At 36.2% G+C, this 18,687-nt stretch carries 12 protein-coding genes and 1 tRNA gene; 11 read left to right on the top strand and 2 right to left on the bottom strand.

Features of this window, described 5'->3' with window-relative positions:
• The first annotated feature begins 2 nt into the window (after nucleotides 1–2).
• The 9 genes from tuf (at nucleotide 3) to OZD61_RS04895 (ending at nucleotide 12,927) form a co-directional block, all read left to right on the top strand.
• Entirely contained in the window at nucleotides 3–1,163 is a 1,161-nt protein-coding gene (gene tuf, locus OZD61_RS04935) for an elongation factor Tu (protein ID WP_274980054.1), read from the top strand.
• Between the two features lie 13 nt (nucleotides 1,164–1,176).
• A tRNA-Trp gene (locus tag OZD61_RS04930) sits at nucleotides 1,177–1,249 on the top strand.
• A 19-nt stretch (nucleotides 1,250–1,268) separates the two neighbouring features.
• On the top strand, nucleotides 1,269–1,469 hold the full coding sequence (gene secE / locus OZD61_RS04925; protein WP_022626186.1) for a preprotein translocase subunit SecE: 201 nt from the start codon (nucleotides 1,269–1,271) through the stop codon (nucleotides 1,467–1,469).
• Nucleotides 1,459–2,295 (top strand): transcription termination/antitermination protein NusG, encoded by an 837-nt coding sequence (gene nusG, locus OZD61_RS04920; protein WP_274980053.1) that lies wholly within the window; start codon nucleotides 1,459–1,461, stop codon nucleotides 2,293–2,295. The genes secE and nusG overlap by 11 nt, the downstream gene beginning before the upstream one ends.
• Before the next feature lie 2 nt (nucleotides 2,296–2,297).
• The gene (locus tag OZD61_RS04915; RefSeq protein WP_274980052.1) at nucleotides 2,298–2,738 is read left to right on the top strand and encodes a 50S ribosomal protein L11; all 441 of its coding nucleotides are present in this window, start codon (nucleotides 2,298–2,300) and stop codon (nucleotides 2,736–2,738) included.
• 4 nt (nucleotides 2,739–2,742) lie between these two features.
• Nucleotides 2,743–3,396 (top strand): 50S ribosomal protein L1, encoded by a 654-nt coding sequence (rplA, locus tag OZD61_RS04910; protein WP_274980051.1) that lies wholly within the window; start codon nucleotides 2,743–2,745, stop codon nucleotides 3,394–3,396.
• 12 nt (nucleotides 3,397–3,408) lie between these two features.
• Nucleotides 3,409–3,927 carry a 50S ribosomal protein L10 gene (rplJ, locus tag OZD61_RS04905; protein WP_274980050.1) on the top strand — a complete coding sequence of 173 codons (519 nt, stop codon included), beginning with the start codon at nucleotides 3,409–3,411 and terminating at the stop codon, nucleotides 3,925–3,927.
• A gap of 26 nt (nucleotides 3,928–3,953) precedes the next feature.
• Complete coding sequence (rplL, locus tag OZD61_RS04900; RefSeq protein WP_274980049.1) at nucleotides 3,954–4,355, top strand: 50S ribosomal protein L7/L12; 402 nt, start codon at nucleotides 3,954–3,956, stop codon at nucleotides 4,353–4,355.
• Between the two features lie 58 nt (nucleotides 4,356–4,413).
• Nucleotides 4,414–12,927, top strand: a complete 8,514-nt coding sequence (locus OZD61_RS04895; protein WP_274980048.1) for a DNA-directed RNA polymerase subunit beta/beta' — start codon at nucleotides 4,414–4,416, stop codon at nucleotides 12,925–12,927.
• A gap of 6 nt (nucleotides 12,928–12,933) precedes the next feature.
• On the opposite strand, the gene dusB is transcribed toward OZD61_RS04895, so the two are convergent.
• On the bottom strand, nucleotides 12,934–13,896 hold the full coding sequence (dusB, locus tag OZD61_RS04890; RefSeq protein ID WP_274980047.1) for a tRNA dihydrouridine synthase DusB: 963 nt from the start codon (nucleotides 13,894–13,896) through the stop codon (nucleotides 12,934–12,936).
• A 5-nt stretch (nucleotides 13,897–13,901) separates the two neighbouring features.
• A complete protein-coding gene (locus OZD61_RS04885; RefSeq protein ID WP_274980046.1) occupies nucleotides 13,902–15,833 on the bottom strand; it encodes a Ulp1 family isopeptidase in 1,932 nt (643 codons plus the stop codon).
• Nucleotides 15,834–15,976: 143 nt separating this feature from the next.
• Between OZD61_RS04885 and serS the strand changes: the two genes are divergently transcribed.
• Both serS and purD read left to right on the top strand, forming a co-directional pair.
• On the top strand, nucleotides 15,977–17,254 hold the full coding sequence (gene serS / locus OZD61_RS04880) for a serine--tRNA ligase (RefSeq protein ID WP_274980055.1): 1,278 nt from the start codon (nucleotides 15,977–15,979) through the stop codon (nucleotides 17,252–17,254).
• Between the two features lie 34 nt (nucleotides 17,255–17,288).
• Complete coding sequence (purD, locus tag OZD61_RS04875) at nucleotides 17,289–18,560, top strand: phosphoribosylamine--glycine ligase (protein WP_264705519.1); 1,272 nt, start codon at nucleotides 17,289–17,291, stop codon at nucleotides 18,558–18,560.
• The last annotated feature ends 127 nt before the right edge of the window (nucleotides 18,561–18,687 follow it).

The raw sequence follows: 18,687 nt of genomic DNA, 5'->3' as shown, positions 1-18,687 counted from the left end.
TAGTGGAAGCATTTGGAAAGCCGCATGTAAATGTGGGAACAATAGGACATGTGGATCATGGGAAGACGACGTTAACAGCGGCGATAACGAAGCATTATGGAAATTTTGTAGCGTACGATCAGATAGATAAAGCGCCAGAAGAAAGGAAGAGGGGGATAACGATAGCAACAGCGCATGTTGAGTATCAGACGGAAAAAAGGCATTATGCACACGTTGATTGTCCTGGACACGCTGACTATGTAAAGAACATGATAGTAGGTGCAGCACAGATGGATGCGGCGGTATTGGTAGTGTCGGGGGTTGATGGGCCAATGCCACAAACGAGAGAGCATATATTGCTGGCGAAGCAGGTAGGTGTTGGATATATCGTGGTGTATATAAATAAAGCTGATGTTGCTGATGCTGATATGATAGATTTAGTAGAAATGGAAGTGAGGGAATTACTGAGTAGATACGGATTTCCAGGGGATGAAGTGCCTGTGGTGGTTGGTTCAGCACTCAAGGCGCTGGAGGATGACAGCAGCGAATATGGAAAGAAATCAATAGACAAATTGATGGAAAAGTTAGATGAATATGTAGCGGTTCCACCAAGGCCTGTGGATTTACCATTTTTATTGCCAATCGAAGATGTATTTTCGATATCGGGGCGAGGAACAGTGGTAACAGGAAGAATAGAGAAGGGAGAGATAAAGGCGGGAGAAGAGATAGAGATAATAGGTCTGCAAGCGACGCAAAAGACGATATGCACAGGTGTTGAGATGTTTAAGAAGTTGCTGGATAAGGGAAGTGCAGGACTCAATGTAGGAATATTGTTAAGAGGAACAAAAAGAGAAGAAGTGGAGAGAGGGCAAGTATTAGCGAAACCGGGGACGATAACACCGCATAGAAAGTTTAAGGCGGAGGTTTATGTATTAAAGAAAGAGGAAGGAGGAAGGCATACACCATTTTTTGCGAATTACCAGCCACAGTTTTATTTAAGGACAACGGATGTAACTGGGAGCATAAAATTGCTAGATGGGAAGGAGATGGTAATGCCAGGAGATAATGTGAGTGTAGAAGTAGAATTGCAAGTACCGATAGCAATGGATAAGGGATTGCGTTTTGCGATAAGAGAAGGCGGTAGAACTGTTGGTTCTGGTGTTGTTTCTGAAATTTTGGAGTGAGAGTTTGAGTTATAGGAGTGTAGCTCAATTGGTAGAGCGCTGGTCTCCAAAACCAGAGGTTGTAGGTTCAATTCCTATCGCTCCTGCATTAATGTTGTGGTGGAAATGTTAAAAAGTTTGTGTGGTTTTTTCTGTGATATAAAGCAAGAAATACGAAGAATTGCTTGGGTAAAGAAACAGGAGGTGTTGTCATCTCTATTTGTTGTAATGATTGTTATATTGTGCTTTTCGATTTTCTTCTGTTTTGTGGATTTTATGTCTCTTTACGTAATTAAGGCTTTATTTGGAATTATTTATGGAATGTGAATATAGATGGTATATCATTAAAGTTGATTATGGATATGAGCAAGGTATACGCGAATTGGTAAGTAATGCTGTTTATTTTAAGGAAGTGTTTATTCCTTATCAAACGGTATGTAATTCAAAGTCTGACATAAAAGAATTATGTGAAGTGTATGTATATATGCATCTGTGTGATGAAAGCAAAAATATTTTGAATCAAACGCCTGGATTCTGCAGTGGCGAATCTGGTAATTTTGAGATGATTTTAGATGATGAGATAAGTTTAAAGTGTAAAGAATTTAATAGGTATAAATGGTATGTCTTGAGAGTTGCTTCTAATTGTGAAGAGAAAGTGCGCCAACATATATTGGAAAATTCTATGAGATTGGGTGTTAATGATTACTTTAAGGAAGTTTTTATTCCATATGAAGAGCTAAGTGAAGTAGAGTTGAAATCTAAGAAAATTGCTACACGAAGGAAATGCTTTCCTGGTTATGTCTTTTTATACGTGAATTTATGCGATGAAGTATTGAATTTTATCAATAATATACCAAAATCTCTTAAGGTTTATGGATTTTTGAAAAACGGTAATATTCCAAAGGTGATTTTGGATGATGAGATTCACTCAATGTGTAATGCACTTTATAATGCTCAAGAGACAAAGAAGTTAGGTTATGGTTATGAAAAAGGTGAAAAAGTGAAAATTAATGATGGTCTTTTTCAAAATTTTACTGGTAAGGTAAATATGGTAAATGATGAGAAAAAAATTATTAATGTGGAAGTATCGATTTTAGGTAAGCCGACAATAATAGAGCTTGATCTGGCTCAAGTAGAGAAAATAGAGGATTAATTATGAGTGTTATAGTTGCTAAGATTAGCTTACTTATGGAAGCTGGGAAAGCAGTTCCAGGACCGAAAATTGCTTCAGTACTTGGTCCACGTGGTATACCTGTTCCTAAGTTTTGTGAAGCTTTTAATAAAGTTACTAGTGCTGCTAACGCTAATTATAAAGTGGGCGATTTAGTAACAGTGCGAATTTCCATAAAGGATGATCGCTCTCATGATTTTACTGTCAGCGGTCCGCCTGTGGCTTATTTACTTAAGCAGGAGGCTAAATTAAGTAAAAGTTCTGGTAATCCTGGTAAAGAATTAGTGGCTAAATTACCTATGTCTGCTATAATTAAAGTAGCAAAGTGCAAGATGGTTGATATGAAAGTGGATAATGAAGATTCAGCAGTGAAAATGGTTGTAGGCACTGCAAAATCTATGGGTATAGAAGTTGTGGAAGGTTAGGTAAATGAATACATATAATGATAATCCTAAGCAGTGTTTGAGGAAGATTGTTGAGTCTGCTTCAGCAAAATTTAATGAATCAGTTGATATTGCGGTCAATTTAGGCGTAGATTCACGTAAATCTGAAGAGCAGGTGCGTGGTACAGTAGTTTTGCCTAAAGGTATCGGGAAGAATATTAAAGTAGCTGTTTTCGCTCAAGATAAACATTTATTAGAAGCTGAAAAAGCTGGTGCTGATATTGCAGGAGGAGAGGATTTAGTTGAAGAAATAAAAAAAGGTAGAAAGTTAGATGTTGATTGGTGCATTACTACTCCTGATTTTATGGCAAAAATCACTCCTATTGCAAAAGTATTGGGTGCTAAAGGGCTGATGCCTAACCCTAAATTTGGTACTGTGACTTCTAACATTGCAGAAGCTATTGAAACCATTAAGTCTGGTCAGGTAAAATTTAGAACAGATAAAAATGGTGTTATTCATGGTAAATTAGGAAATATTAAATTTGATATTGATGACTTGCTAGAAAATTTAAAAGCCTTTCTTAAAGTAATTAAAGATAATAAACCTATTTCTGCGAAAGGGATTTACTTTAAGGGTGTTTTTTTAAATTCAACTATGGGTAAAGCTTATAAGATAGGCAAAGTGGAAGATATAATTTAAGGGAGTGATACCGTGAAGCGTAAAGATAAGGATGAATTTATACAGGGCACAATAAACGTATTTGTAAATAATGATTTCTTGATATTAGTAAATTTTAAATCTATAAATGCTAATGATTCATTAACTCTGAGGAATAGTCTGAAGTCTATAGCAGGTGGGGTATTAGTAGTTAAAAACACTCTAGCGCGCTTGGCTTTGGAAAGGACTGGTAAATTCTCTTATTTATCAGGCAAATTTTCCGGTCCTGTTGCTATTATATACTCTAGTGGCATAGTAGAAGCTGCAAAATTAATAGTTGATTTTACTAATGCTAACAAGGAAAAAATGTCTGTGATTTGCGCAGCTCATTTAAATGAATTGTTAACAGTGGAAGATGTTAATAAACTGGCTAAGTTGCCTTCTCTGGATGAATTGCGTGTTAAAATTATGCGTTTAATATCTTATGATATTCCTGCTCGGTTAGCGTTGTCTATTAATTCATCTTCTATGAGGCTTATGAGAGTTTTGGATTATTATAGTTCTAAAAAATAAATTTGTTGTTAAGTAAGGTGGTAATTATGAGTAATGTAACAAGTGATTTGGTTGATAAAATATTATCTTTAAACCTATTAGAGGCTTCTGAACTTGTAAAAGTTTTAGAAGAGAAAATAGGGTTGCCTGCTGGTTCTTTTCTTGGTGGAGCTGTTGGTGCTGGGGCGCCTATTGGTGATAATGCTGCTGCTCCTGCTGCTCAAGAAAAAGCTGAGTATAAAGTTGTGATTAAAGAAATTGATGCGAGTAAAAAAATAGGAGTTATTAAAGCTGTGAGAGAGGTTAATTCTACATTGGGTTTAAAAGAAGCAAAAGAGTTGGTTGAATCTTTACCTAAAGATTTGACCGCTAATGTTCCTAAAGACGAAGCAGAAAAAATCAAGCGAAAACTTATTGAAGCAGGAGCAACTAAAGTGGAGCTTGAATAATATTTAATGTATTAATTTTATATTGATATAGCTCTTTTAATTAGTTTGGGGTATTTTAATGGTTGATTCTTCTTATATGTACGCTTCTGGTGCTTTTGTTCCTAGAGTTTCTTATTCTAGGTCGATTGATTTAAAAGATTCTTTATTGGATTTGGTTAAGGTTCAAAAAGAATCATATGATTCTTTTGCTCCTAAGAATAAGGGTAATGAAAGACTTGAAGTTATCTTTCATACAATCTTTCCAATAAATGATCCTTTGCGTAGGGCTACTATTGAGTTTATAAGTTGTAGGGTAGATGATCCTAAGTATGATGAATCTGAGTGTATAAAGCGTGGTGTAACTTTTTCTGCTCAGGTTATTGCTTCTATACGTCTTGTTGTTATGCAGGATGGTATTTCTCTTGATGAATATAAATCGATTAAAGAGAGTGGAGATCATTCTAAACTTGCAACCGTTGTAAAATCTATAGAAGAGCAGAAAGTCCACTTTTGTGGGTTGCCTATGATGACTGATAAGGGCACTTTCATCATTAATGGTGTGGAAAAAGTTATCGTCTCACAAATGCATAGGTCTCCTGGTGTGTTTTTTGATAGCGATAAGGGAAAAACTTACAATTCTGGTAAATTGATCTATTCTGCTAGAATTATTCCTTATAGGGGTTCTTGGCTTGATATTGAATTTGATGTTAAAGACCATTTGTATTTTCGTGTTGATAGAAAAAGAAAATTGCCAATTTCAGTTTTATTAAAGGCGTTGGGTCTATCAAATAATGATATACTCGATAGATTTTATGAGAAAATAAAGTATGTAAAACATAAAGATGGTTGGAAAGTGCCTTTTGTTCCTGATAAATTTAAAGGAGTGAGGCTGCCTTTCGACTTAATGGATATTGAAGGTAATGTGCTGCTTAAAGCTAACGTTCGTATTACCTCAAGACTAGCTAAAAAGCTATATGATAATGAATTGAAAGAGTATCTGGTTCCTTTTAATTCTATATGTGGTTTATTCCTCGCAGAAGATTTAATGGATAGTGCTAGCTCTACGAAAATTTTATCTGCTGGTGAATCTATAAAGCTGGAAGACATAAAGAAGCTTGAGTTATTATCTGTAGATGAAATATCAGTGTTGAACATAGATAATTTGTTTGTTGGACCTTATATATTAAATACGCTTTTCTTAGATGAAAACATGTCTTATCAGGATGCACTATATGAAATATATAGAGTTTTGCGTCCTGGTGAAGTTCCTGTTTTAGAGATAGTAGAAGAGTTTTTCCGTAATCTTTTCTTCAGTCCGGAATATTATGATTTGTCTAACATTGGTAGGTTGAAGCTTAACTCTTACCTTGGATTAAATTATGATGAGGATTTAACTGTTTTAACGCATGAAGATATTGTTGAAATTGTGAAAAAAATAGTATTGTTACGTGACGGTCAAGGATCTGTAGATGATATTGATCATTTAGGAAGCAGAAGAGTAAGATCAGTTGGAGAGTTTATAGAAAATCAATTTAGAACTGGGTTGTTGAAATTGGAACGCGCAATAGTTGATTCTATGTCCACTTCTAGTTTAGATAAAGTTTCTCCATCTGATTTTATTAATCCAAAAGTGTTAACTAATGTCTTAAGAGATTTCTTCAATTCTTCTCAATTATCTCAATTTATGGATCAGACTAATCCATTATCTGAAATAACACATAAAAGAAGGTTATCCGCGTTAGGTCCTGGCGGTTTAACAAGAGAACGGGCAGGATTTGAGGTGCGTGATGTTCATCCAACTCATTATGGAAGAATTTGCCCTATTGAGACTCCTGAAGGGCAAAATATAGGGTTAATCAACAGCTTAGCTGTATACGCGCGTATTAATAAATATGGTTTCATTGAAAGCCCTTATAGAAAAGTAGTCAATAGGGTTGTTACTGATCAAATTGAGTATCTTTCTGCTATAGACGAAGGCTCACATCATATAGCTGACACTAGCGTAAAGCTTGATGAAAATAATTGCTTTATTGATGACATGCTATACTGTAGATATGCTGGTAGCTTCGTCATGGTAAGTAGCGACCAAGTTAGTTACATTGACGTATCTCCTAAGCAGGTAATATCAGTTGCAGCTTCCTTGATTCCATTTTTAGAAAATGATGATGCTAATAGAGCATTAATGGGCTCAAATATGCAACGTCAGGCCGTACCTTTATTGAAGCCTACCGCTCCTCTGGTTGCTACTGGTATGGAGTCTTTTGTAGCTTCTGGCTCTGGTGCTGTAGTTTTAGCAAAACGCGATGGCATAGTTGATAGTTCTGATAGTAACTCTATAGTTATACGTGCTTTTGATAAAGAGAGGGTTAACTACTTGGACGTAGATATTTATCATCTAAGGAAATTTCAGCGTTCTAACCATAATACTTGTATTAATCAAAGACCGCTAGTGTGCGTAGGTGATTATGTTAAAAAGGGTGATGTAATAGCTGATGGTCCTGCAATTAACAGTGGTGAGTTGGCGCTTGGTAAAAATTTGCTAGTCGCTTTTATGTCTTGGCAAGGTTATAATTTTGAAGACTCTATTATTATTTCTAGTGAAGTTGTTAAAAAAGATCTCTTTACTTCTATTCATATAGAAGAATTTGACTGTGTTGTACATGATACCCCTTTAGGATCAGAAAAAATAACTCGTGCTATACCTGGTGTTAATGAAGAAAATCTATATCACTTGGATGATAGTGGTATAGTGAAAATTGGTACAAGAGTTGGTCCAGGCTATATTCTGGTAGGTAAAGTTACACCTAAACCTTCTCTTTCATTGCCTCCTGAAACGAAGTTATTAATGACAATTTTTGGTGAAAAGTCATTCGATTGTGCGGATTCCTCTTTATATACATCTCCAGATGTTGAAGGGACAGTAATTGATGTACAAGTCTTTACACGTAGGGGGGTTGAAGAAAATGAAAGGGCATTACTCATCAAACAAAAAGAGATAAATGACTTTGAGGAAGAACGAGATTATATAATCAATGTTACTAGTGAATATTTCTATGATGAACTGAAGAAACTTCTTATTAATTCTGGTTCTCAAGATCGAGAAAAATTTGACTCTATTGAACGTGAGCAATGGTGGGGTGTAGGATTAAAAAACCAATCCATTTCTGAGCAAGTTAAGAGCTTAAAAAAAGATTTTGATGAAAAAGTATCACATGCAATAGCACAGTTTAAGCGAAAAGTAGAAAAATTACATGAAGGTTATGACCTGCCTCAAGGTGTGTCGATGTCAGTAAAAGTTTTCATTGCTGTGAAACATAGTCTGCAACCGGGGGATAAAATGGCTGGTAGACATGGAAATAAAGGTGTGATTTCTCGAGTTGTGCCAGTGGAAGATATGCCTTATTTGGAAGATGGTACTCCTGTTGATATTATTCTTAACCCTCTTGGTGTTCCTTCACGAATGAATGTAGGGCAAATACTGGAAACGCATGTAGGTTGGGCTTGTAGAAAATTAGGGGAAAAGGTAAGTAATATTCTCGATGAGATCAATAAGATCAAAAGTGCTTTTTGCAAGGGAATTAGGTCCCTTAACGATGATAATTTTACACAATTTGCAGTAGCATACCTTGATAATAAAAAAATTGAAAATATTGACGATGATGAAATAACGGCTTCTGTTTTAAATACACCTAATAAGAATGCACTAAATGACGAGTTGAATGAGTTAGTAGAGAACTATTTGAACTCTTGTAAAAGTTCATACAGCAATTTACGTAACTTCCTGATTGAGGTTTATAGCTATGGCAGTAACGTATCTATCTGTAGTGATATTCGTAATATTAGTGATAATAATCTCATTGAATTTGCACGCAAATTACGTGATGGCGTTCCTGTTGCTGCACCTGTATTTGAGGGTCCAAAAGATGAACAAATAGCAAAATTATTTGAACTTGCTGGTTTAGATAACTCTGGACAAGCTGTATTATATGACGGTTGCAGTGGTGAAAAATTCGACCGCAAGGTTACAGTTGGTTACATGTACATGCTTAAGTTGCACCACTTGGTTGATGGTAAAATTCATGCGCGTTCAGTAGGGCCTTATAGTTTGGTTACTCAACAACCTCTTGGAGGAAAATCTCATTTTGGTGGTCAGCGTTTTGGTGAAATGGAATGTTGGGCATTACAAGCCTATGGTGCTGCTTATACTTTGCAGGAAATGTTAACTGTGAAGTCTGATGATATTAATGGTAGAGTTAAGATTTATGAATCGATAATAAAAGGTGACAGTAATTTTGAATGTGGAATTCCTGAATCCTTTAATGTGATGATAAAAGAACTACGTTCTTTATGTTTAAATGTAGATTTAAAGCAAAATGATGTAGTGATTGAAGATATATCTCACACTAACATTGCACAACCTTTTAATGAGGTTAGCATATCGATTGCTAGCCCTGAAAGTATTAAGCGTATATCTTGTGGTGAGATAGAAGATGTTTCAACTGCAAATTATCGTACGTTCAAAGTTGAGAAAGGTGGATTATTTTGCCCTAAGGTTTTTGGCCCTGTCAATGACGATGAATGTTTATGTGGAAAATACAAAAAAAGAAGACACAGAGGTCGCATATGCGAAAAATGCGGAGTAGAAGTTACATCTTCTAAAGTAAGAAGAGAAAGGATGGGTCATATAGAGCTTGCATCTCCTGTTGCTCATATATGGTTTTTGAAATCGCTTCCTTCAAGAATTGGAGCATTATTGGATATGTCTCTCAGAGATATTGAGAATATTTTATATAGCGATAATTATATCGTAATAGATCCTCTTGTTTCGCCTTTTGAAAAAGGTGAGATTATTAGTGAAAAAGCTTATAATGAAGCTAGAGATAGCTATGGGATCGATAGTTTTGTAGCTATGCAAGGTGTTGAAGCTATAAGAGAGTTGCTAACGCGCCTTGATTTACATGAAATTAGGAAGGATTTAAGACTAGAATTAGAATCTGTTGCTTCTGAGATAAGAAGAAAGAAAATTATAAAGAGATTGCGTATTGTTGAAAACTTCATTAAATCTGGAAATAGGCCTGAGTGGATGATACTTACAACTATACCTATTTTACCACCTGATTTGCGTCCTTTGGTATCGCTTGAGAGTGGTCGTCCTGCAGTTTCTGACCTGAATCATCATTATAGGACTATTATTAATAGAAATAACAGGTTGAGGAAATTGTTGAGCTTAAATCCTCCTGAGATTATGATTCGTAATGAAAAAAGGATGTTACAAGAAGCAGTTGATTCTCTTTTTGATAATAGTCGTCGTAATACTTTGGTAAATAAAGCTGGTGCTGTTGGATATAAAAAGTCCATTAGTGATATGTTAAAAGGAAAACAGGGTCGTTTTCGCCAGAACCTCTTAGGAAAAAGGGTAGACTACTCTGGACGTTCTGTAATAGTTGTTGGTCCAACTTTGAAACTAAATCAGTGTGGATTACCAAAAAGAATGGCTCTTGAACTATTCAAACCTTTTGTTTACTCAAAGCTTAAGATGTATGGTATGGCTCCAACTATTAGGTTTGCTAGTAAGTTGATAAGAGCAGAAAAACCAGAAGTTTGGGATATGCTTGAAGAGGTAATAGAAGAGCATCCTGTTTTGTTGAATAGAGCGCCTACGCTACATAGACTTGGTATTCAGGCTTTTGAGCCAATCCTTATTGAAGGCAAAGCAATACAGCTTCATCCGCTTGTCTGTACGGCGTTTAATGCTGATTTTGATGGTGATCAAATGGCAGTGCATGTGCCAATTTCATTGGAAGCTCAGCTTGAAGCTAGGGTGTTGATGATGTCCACTAATAACGTTTTAAGTCCTTCTAATGGCAGACCGATTATAGTTCCTAGTAAAGATATAGTACTTGGTATATATTATCTGACTTTACAAGAACCTAAGGAAGATAATTTACCATCTTTTGGTGCTTTTTGTGAAGTTGAGCATTCCTTGAGTGATGGTACTTTACATATTCATTCTGGTATAAAGTATAGGATGGAGTATATTAATAGCAGCGGTGAAACTCACTATAAAACTGTTTGTACGACTCCTGGCCGTTTAATATTATGGCAAATTTTTCCTAAGCATGAGAATCTAGGCTTCGATCTAATAAATCAGATATTAACAGTCAAGGAAATAACTGGTATAGTTGATTTGGTATATCGTAACTGTGGTCAAAGTGCTACAGTGGCATTTTCTGATAAATTAATGGTACTTGGCTTTGAGTATGCCACATTTTCTGGTGTCTCTTTTGGTCGTTGTGATATGGTTATACCTGAAACTAAAGCTACACATGTTGATCACGCGAGGGGTGAAATTAAGAAATTCTCTATGCAATATCAAGATGGGCTAATAACTAGAAGTGAGAGGTATAACAAGGTTATAGATGAATGGTCTAAGTGTACGGATATGATAGCTAATGATATGTTAAAAGCAATATCTATATATGATGGAAATAGTAAGTACAACTCAGTGTATATGATGGTTAACTCTGGTGCAAGGGGTTCTACTTCACAGATGAAACAGCTAGCAGGAATGCGAGGGCTCATGACCAAACCTTCTGGTGAGATTATAGAAACACCTATAATTTCTAATTTCCGTGAAGGATTGAACGTATTTGAATACTTTAATTCTACTCACGGTGCGCGTAAAGGTTTAGCTGACACTGCACTTAAAACTGCAAACTCTGGATACTTAACTCGTCGTTTAGTTGATGTATCTCAAAATTGCATAGTTACAAAGCATGACTGTAAAACAAAAAATGGTCTTGTTGTGAGAGCTACAGTTGAAGGAAGTACTATAGTTGCATCTCTAGAGAGTGTTGTGCTGGGTAGAACAGCTGCAAATGATATATATAACCCAGTGACAAAAGAACTATTAGTAAAAGCAGGGGAATTAATTGATGAGGATAAAGTAAAGCAAATCAGCATTGCAGGTCTTGATGTTGTAAAAATTAGATCGCCTTTAACTTGTGAAATAAGTCCTGGTGTATGTTCTTTATGTTATGGAAGAGACCTTGCAACTGGTAAAATTGTTTCAATAGGTGAAGCAGTTGGTGTTATAGCTGCTCAATCTGTTGGAGAGCCAGGTACTCAGTTAACGATGCGTACTTTTCATATAGGTGGAGTAATGACTAGAGGCGTTGAATCCTCGAATATTATAGCTTCTATTAATGCTAAAATAAAGTTAAACAATAGTAATATAATTATAGATAGAAACGGAAATAAAATTGTGATAAGCCGTTCCTGTGAAGTCGTGTTGATTGATAGCCTTGGTAGTGAGAAGTTGAAGCACAGTGTACCTTACGGCGCTAAGCTTTATGTAGATGAGAGTGGGTCAGTAAAAATTGGCGATAAAGTTGCGGAATGGGATCCTTATACATTGCCTATTATCACGGAGAAGACTGGTACAGTGTCTTATCAGGACTTAAAAGATGGAATTTCGATCACTGAAGTGATGGATGAATCTACAGGAATATCAAGCAAAGTAGTAAAAGACTGGAAATTGCATTCTGGTGGAGCTAATTTACGTCCTCGTATTGTGCTGCTTGACGATAATGGTAAAGTAATGACACTCGCAAGTGGCGTTGAAGCATGTTATTTTATACCAATCGGTGCAGTGCTCAATGTACAAGATGGCCAGAAGGTTCATGCAGGTGATGTTATTACAAGAACACCAAGAGAGTCAGTTAAAACTCGTGATATTACTGGTGGTTTACCGAGGGTTATAGAGTTATTTGAAGCACGTCGTCCTAAAGAGCATGCTATTGTTAGTGAGATAGATGGCTATGTAGCATTTTCTGAAAAAGACCGTAGAGGAAAACGCAGTATATTAATTAAACCTGTAGATGAACAAATTTCTCCAGTTGAATATTTGGTATCAAGAAGTAAGCATGTAATAGTCAATGGAGGTGATTTTGTACGTAAAGGTGATCTATTGATGGATGGTGACCCTGATCTCCATGATATTTTACGTGTGCTTGGGTTAGAAGCTTTAGCGCACTATATGATTTCTGAAATACAGCAAGTTTATAGATTGCAGGGTGTTCGTATAGACAATAAGCATTTAGAGGTGATCTTAAAACAAATGCTACAAAAAGTGGAAATTACTGATCCTGGTGATACTATGTACTTGGTTGGCGAAAGCATTGACAAGCTGGAAGTTGATAGGGAAAATGATGCTATGAGTAACTCTGGCAAACGGCCTACTCATTATCTTCCTATTCTGCAGGGGATTACTAGGGCAAGTCTTGAAACTAGCTCCTTTATTTCTGCTGCCTCTTTCCAAGAGACAACAAAAGTACTTACAGAAGCAGCATTCTGCGGGAAGAGTGATCCTTTAAGTGGATTAAAAGAAAATGTTATAGTAGGAAGATTAATTCCTGCTGGTACAGGTTTGATTATGAATAAGATCAGAGCACTTTCACTTTGTGATAATGTGGATAAATATGAAAAATATTTTGATATTGAAACTTATGACGAGGAATGGTTGATGGATAATGGTTGTCATTTACACTCTGGTGAGGAAGAGAGCGTAGTAGCATACGATCAGTCGAATTGAGTACAGCTAGTGTGTCTCTTGACCAAAAAAGCCAATAATATTTTCTTTCACTTCTGTGCTATCTGTCATGTTATTTACTCTCACACGAAATTCAGATGAGCCTTGAAGCCCGCTACTGTACCAACCTATGTGTTTGCGGGCCATCTTTATTCCTGTGTCATTTCCATAGTACTCAAGAATATTGTCGTAATGCTCGAGTATGATGCTTAATCTCTCTGAAGCTGTTGGCTCAGAAGTTTCACTTCCACTGAGAAAGTTCATTGCTTGATTAATCAGCCAAGGTTTACCGTAGGCACCACGACCTATCATCACTCCGTCTGCTCCAGATTCTTTGAGAGCATTCTGAATATCATTTAAATTTTTAATATCACCATTTACTATAACTGGAATTTTCACTTGCTCTTTAACATTTCTAACGAATTTCCAATCTGCTTGACCATTATAAAGCTGCGCTCTTGTTCTTCCATGCACAGTGATCATTTTTGCTCCTAAGTCTTCGGCAATTTTCGCAAGTCTCGGGGCATTGCGATTTTCATCGTTCCATCCAGTGCGCATTTTCACCGTAACTGGCATATTCACTGCTTTGACCACAGCTTCAATTATCTCAGCGGCTTTTTTCTCATCACGCATTAGCGCTGATCCTGCATAACCGTTTACAACTTTTTTAACAGGGCAACCAAAGTTTATGTCTATAATTTTTGCTCCCATGTCCTCGTTTAATTTTGCAGCCTCCGCCATAACATCTGGCTCACACCCAGCAAGCTGCACAGCAGTTAATGCATCGACTTTTGCTTTTTGCAAACTCTGGCGAGTTTGCATAATCATAGCTCTGCTTGCAATCATCTCTGAAACTAACAAACTTGCACCAAGTCTCTTCACAATACTTCTAAACGGATAATCAGTCACTCCAGACATTGGAGCTAAAATAACTGGAGAATCAATTGTCAAATTTCCTACTTGTAGGGACATATATTCTATGTGTTCAAACCTAGCGCATTTACACATACTGTTACAACACTTTGTATAGCCGAACTTACTTTTTCCATAAGAGAAGGCTCTACCTCTACTATCTCAGCTCTCTCATAATGACCAGGTGCCAAGTATACCGTTTCTTGTTCTTTATTTCCCCATAGCTCGTTGTTCTGCTGATAACCTTCATTTATCATTCCCGCATTTGGCAGAAACAATGTATTTACATCATTACCATTATTTTTATAGTAGACGTCAATTTCAATATTAGCCAGCGAAGCTAAGATAGAAATTTCTTCTATGAAAACATGGTAACTTTGGCTGCTGATTGCCTCTAGATAAGATCTATAAATGGATTTGCCATTGAGAAAAGAATTTGCTGCAGTATCACTATTATAATTTCTATCATATTTTCTTTCACTAATATTGAGATTACTAGCACTAATGCTTCTTAAATCACCTATAACTTCATTTTCTTTTAATGTCGTAAGACAACATAACTTTTTTATTAATTTATTAGTCTTTTTTTTGATCTTCTCTACCCGTCTGTTTGTATGCTGAACCAAATCTTTTATTGAGTCCGACATACCAATCAAATGATTTGGATTTTCTAAGAATGCACCAAAAACTTTCTGCATCTGTCCCTTCAATAACTCAGGCACCCTTGGATTATTCAAAGAGTTAAATTGACTTAAAAATTTGTGCCATTCCATTCTCATATCTTGTGCTTTTTCAGTTTTATATTGACCAGAGCTATTATCACCAAATACCGCATGGAAAAAGCAGTTGCCATCACCTGTAGTATTATATTGAACAATTTTTGTTTGCTTACTTTCTACTGAATCTAAACTTACTCCGCTATCTTTACGACTTATATTTCCTGGACCACCTAATACAGGGCTTGGTGTGCCAGCCCTGCTTTGTTCATCCTTTTTCAACGCTTTTGCAAATTCTTTTCTCTTCTCTATTAATTGCTCTGAACTAAGTTCATATTTTAGCTGATCATCAATTTCATCAAACGATTTGCCTGCTTTCAGCATATCTGTAATTTTCTTAGCATTCTCTAAGGCAAATATTCCACAATTATACTTATCATCTTGTTGTTTAGCTTTTGAGTTTCTAATACTACTATTGTCTATTCCTAGAGTTTTCTGTAGCGCACTTGATACCTCTTCTGGTAATGGTTCACCAAATGAATCGCAATAGCAAGCTCTAAACTTTTCACTCTTTTCGTCGTAAGAAACACCCAGTGTTACCCAATGATTTCCATTTAAATTAAGGATTGAAGTGAACACTAAATCACTACCCTCTCGTTCTACTTTATTGTTATATTCTTTTAGTTCTTGCTCTAAAGATGATGTAGAGTCAGGACAAGCAAAAATCACACCTTCAGAAGTATCTTTTAAGCCTTTTTTATTTTTGTGTGCTATCCACCCATATTTGCTTTTTACAATATCTCTAATATCAGTAGTAGTTAATTTGTAATTATAATTCTTTTCTTTCTCTGTTTGATGTAAAAAAGAATTATTATCTATAGCTATTTCCGATGTAATAACACCACTATCCCTATCAGGAGTTTTCGGTCTTGCTTGCTTTTCTGGAGTCTTGCCTTGCAAATCTTGTAGTTCTGTATCTTTTTCTTCACTCTTTTCCCCCTTTGAAGCTCTTTTTCCATTAATATAGTTCTTCGCTAAGTAAAATAAAGGTTCAACAACCATTTTGTATGCTACTGTAAGAATTATTCCCATTAAAACCCAAACTACGGGGTTAGAGATGAGCATAGCAAGTGGAAAGGTCAATAGAGGGGATCCTATTACCGCCCCTAAACAGCCAGCAGCGAATGTGGCTGCTAGGCATACACAAGTAGCGTAGATAACGAATTCCTCACCAGCAAAGTAAGTGCTCTCTTTTTGATTATTTTTTGTAATGCCCAACATACTACACCCTATGAACGCTAAGTTAATTAAATTTTAACAAATTCTAACAAAAAAATCAACCATAATAATTTTAGTAGTATGAGAAAATATTGAATATTAAGAGCTTTTGGAGTACAGTAACAATGTTAGTAATAGCACAATATATGCACGATATAGAATATATACGCAAAAACCCTGAAGGATTTGAAAAGGCAATGAAAAGCAGGGGAATTAGAGAATCTACTGCGGAAGAGATATTAGAAATCGATCACGAGAAAAGATCATTAACCACTAAACTGCAGGATTTGAATAGGCAGCGCAATGAAATCACAGAGGAAATAAAAAAGCTTAAAATGAGCAAGAGCCCCTGTGAAGAGCAAATAGAGTTGTCAAAAAGCATCACAAATGAGATAGAGGCAATCAGCTTAAAAGAACAAGCAGAAAAGGATAAGTTAGTGAATGTTTTATCTAACTTGCCGAATATTCCTGCGCAAGATGTGCCAATAGGCGCAGATGAGAACTCTAATTTAGAGGTGAGAAGATATGGAGGAAAAAGACAGTTTGATTTTGTACCAGAATCTCATTATGAACTCGGAGAAAAATTAGGTTTAATAGACTTCGAACAAGCGGCGAGAATTTCCGGATCAAGATTTACGATATTAAAAGGACAGTTAGCTAAGCTTGGACGAGCGCTAATAAATTTTACGCTTGAAATGCATGTTAATGAATTTGGCTATACTGAGGTGTACCACCCGACTTTGGTGAAAAACGAGGCTATGTATAATGTTGGTCAGCTACCGAAATTTTCTGACGATTCGTATTTAACTACCGACGAATTGAGGTTGGTTCCCACAAGTGAAGTGTTTTTAACAAATTTAGTTGCTGACAAAATAATGGAAGAAAAAGAACTGCCTATTCGCTTTACTGCATATTCGGAGTGCTTTCGTAAAGAAGCAGGCAGCGCAGGGCGAGACACGAGAGGTATGATAAGGCAACACCAATTTGGTAAAGTGGAATTGGTTAGTATCACAACTGAAGACCAATCAAATGATGAACTTGAGCGCATGACGAGTATTGTTGAAGAGATATTAAAAAAACTAGAATTACCGTATAGAGTAATGCTACTCTGTAGTGGTGATATGGGTTTTGCTGCACAAAGGACTTATGACATAGAGGTATGGTTACCTGAGCAAGATAAATATAGAGAAATATCAAGCTGCTCAAATTGTGGTGCATTTCAAGCAAGAAGGATGAACACTAAATACTCTTCAGAAACTGATAAAAAGATGAAAAAATATATTCACACTTTAAACGGCTCAGCTTTAGCTATAGGAAGAACGATTATTGCCATAATGGAGAATTATCAAAATTCTGACGGGTCGATTGCAATACCAAACGTCTTGCAAAAATACATGAGTAATGATACCGTTATGAGCAAGTAATAATTTTGACATATAGAAAAGCGAGGAAATAAAGATGAAGGTTCTGGTTATAGGTTCTGGTGGGCGTGAGCACGCTCTACTTTGGGCTCTAAAAAAATCTCCTATCTTGACTGAGTTATATGTAACTCCTGGTCGCCAGGCCATGGAAAATTTGGGAGTTCTTGTGGATGTAAATATTCAAAATTCAGTGGATGTTACACAATTTTGCAAGAGAGAAAATATAGAGTTGGTTGTTATTGGTCCAGAACAACCAATAATTGATGGGCTTGCTGATGATTTAGTTGCAGAGGGAATAAATGTTTTTGCTCCAAGTCAAGCAACTGCAAAACTTGAGGGATCGAAGTCTTTCACCAAGGGACTGTGTAAACGATATGGTATACCAACTGCCAAGTACGAGTGTTTTGTTGATGAAGGGTTAGCTAAAGATTTTGTACGTAGCAATAAAATAAAGTTTCCACTTGTAGTGAAAGCAAATGGAATTGCAGCAGGAAAAGGGGTGGTTATATGTAATACAGAAAGCGAAGCTTTTTCAGCAATAAATTCAATGCTAGTGGAGAAAAAATTTGGTGAATCAGGTGAAGAAATAATCATAGAAGAGTTTTTAGTTGGAGAAGAAGTAAGTTTTTTTGCTCTTATTGATGGGTTGAAAGTAGTAACTCTTGGGTGTGCAAAAGATTATAAGAGAGTTGATGAAAGTAATGAAAGCCAAAATACTGGAGGTATGGGGTCGTACTCGTCACCTTCAATTATAAGTAAGGACATGGAGCAAAAAATTATCCAAAAAATAATATACCCTACAGCTCAAGCATTGGTTAACATGGGTACGTCTTATAAAGGAGTACTCTTTGCTGGTTTAATGATTTGCAAAGATAGCCCAAAACTTCTCGAGTATAACGTTAGATTCGGTGATCCAGAAACGCAATCTATATTACCTAGATTTGATTCAAATTGCGATTTGTTAAAATTGATGTTGTCAGTTGCAGAAGGAAAGTTAAATGTCAAAATGGTGGAACTTAACAACAAATCTACAGTTTGTGTAGTTGTTGCAAGTAAAGGCTATCCGGGTGATTATCAAAAGGGAGAAGTAATTAAAGGATTAGATAAGATTGAAAGCATTCCTGGTGTGTTGGTGTTTCATGCTGGTACTAAATTCGATGAAAGTGGTAACTTAGTTTCCGATGGCGGAAGAGTGCTAAATATAGTAGCAGAAGGGAGCACTATAGAGGAAGCCAAAAGTAAGGTGTACTCAGCATTAAATTTTTTAGAATGGCCAGGGGGCTTCTTCAGATACGATATCGGTAGTTAATGTTAGCTGTCGGTTAGCAGGTGGTTCACAGAAACGAAAAACTTCCTTGACAAACTCCGCCAGCCCCCTTATCATGAAACTGAAGCTATTGTATTTGCTTTCGCCAATCTGCAGATTAAAAGGTAAG

This window comes from Wolbachia endosymbiont of Drosophila bocki (assembly GCF_028982005.1).
GTDB lineage: Bacteria > Pseudomonadota > Alphaproteobacteria > Rickettsiales > Anaplasmataceae > Wolbachia > Wolbachia pipientis.
This window is presented reverse-complemented; position numbering and strand designations above follow the sequence as displayed.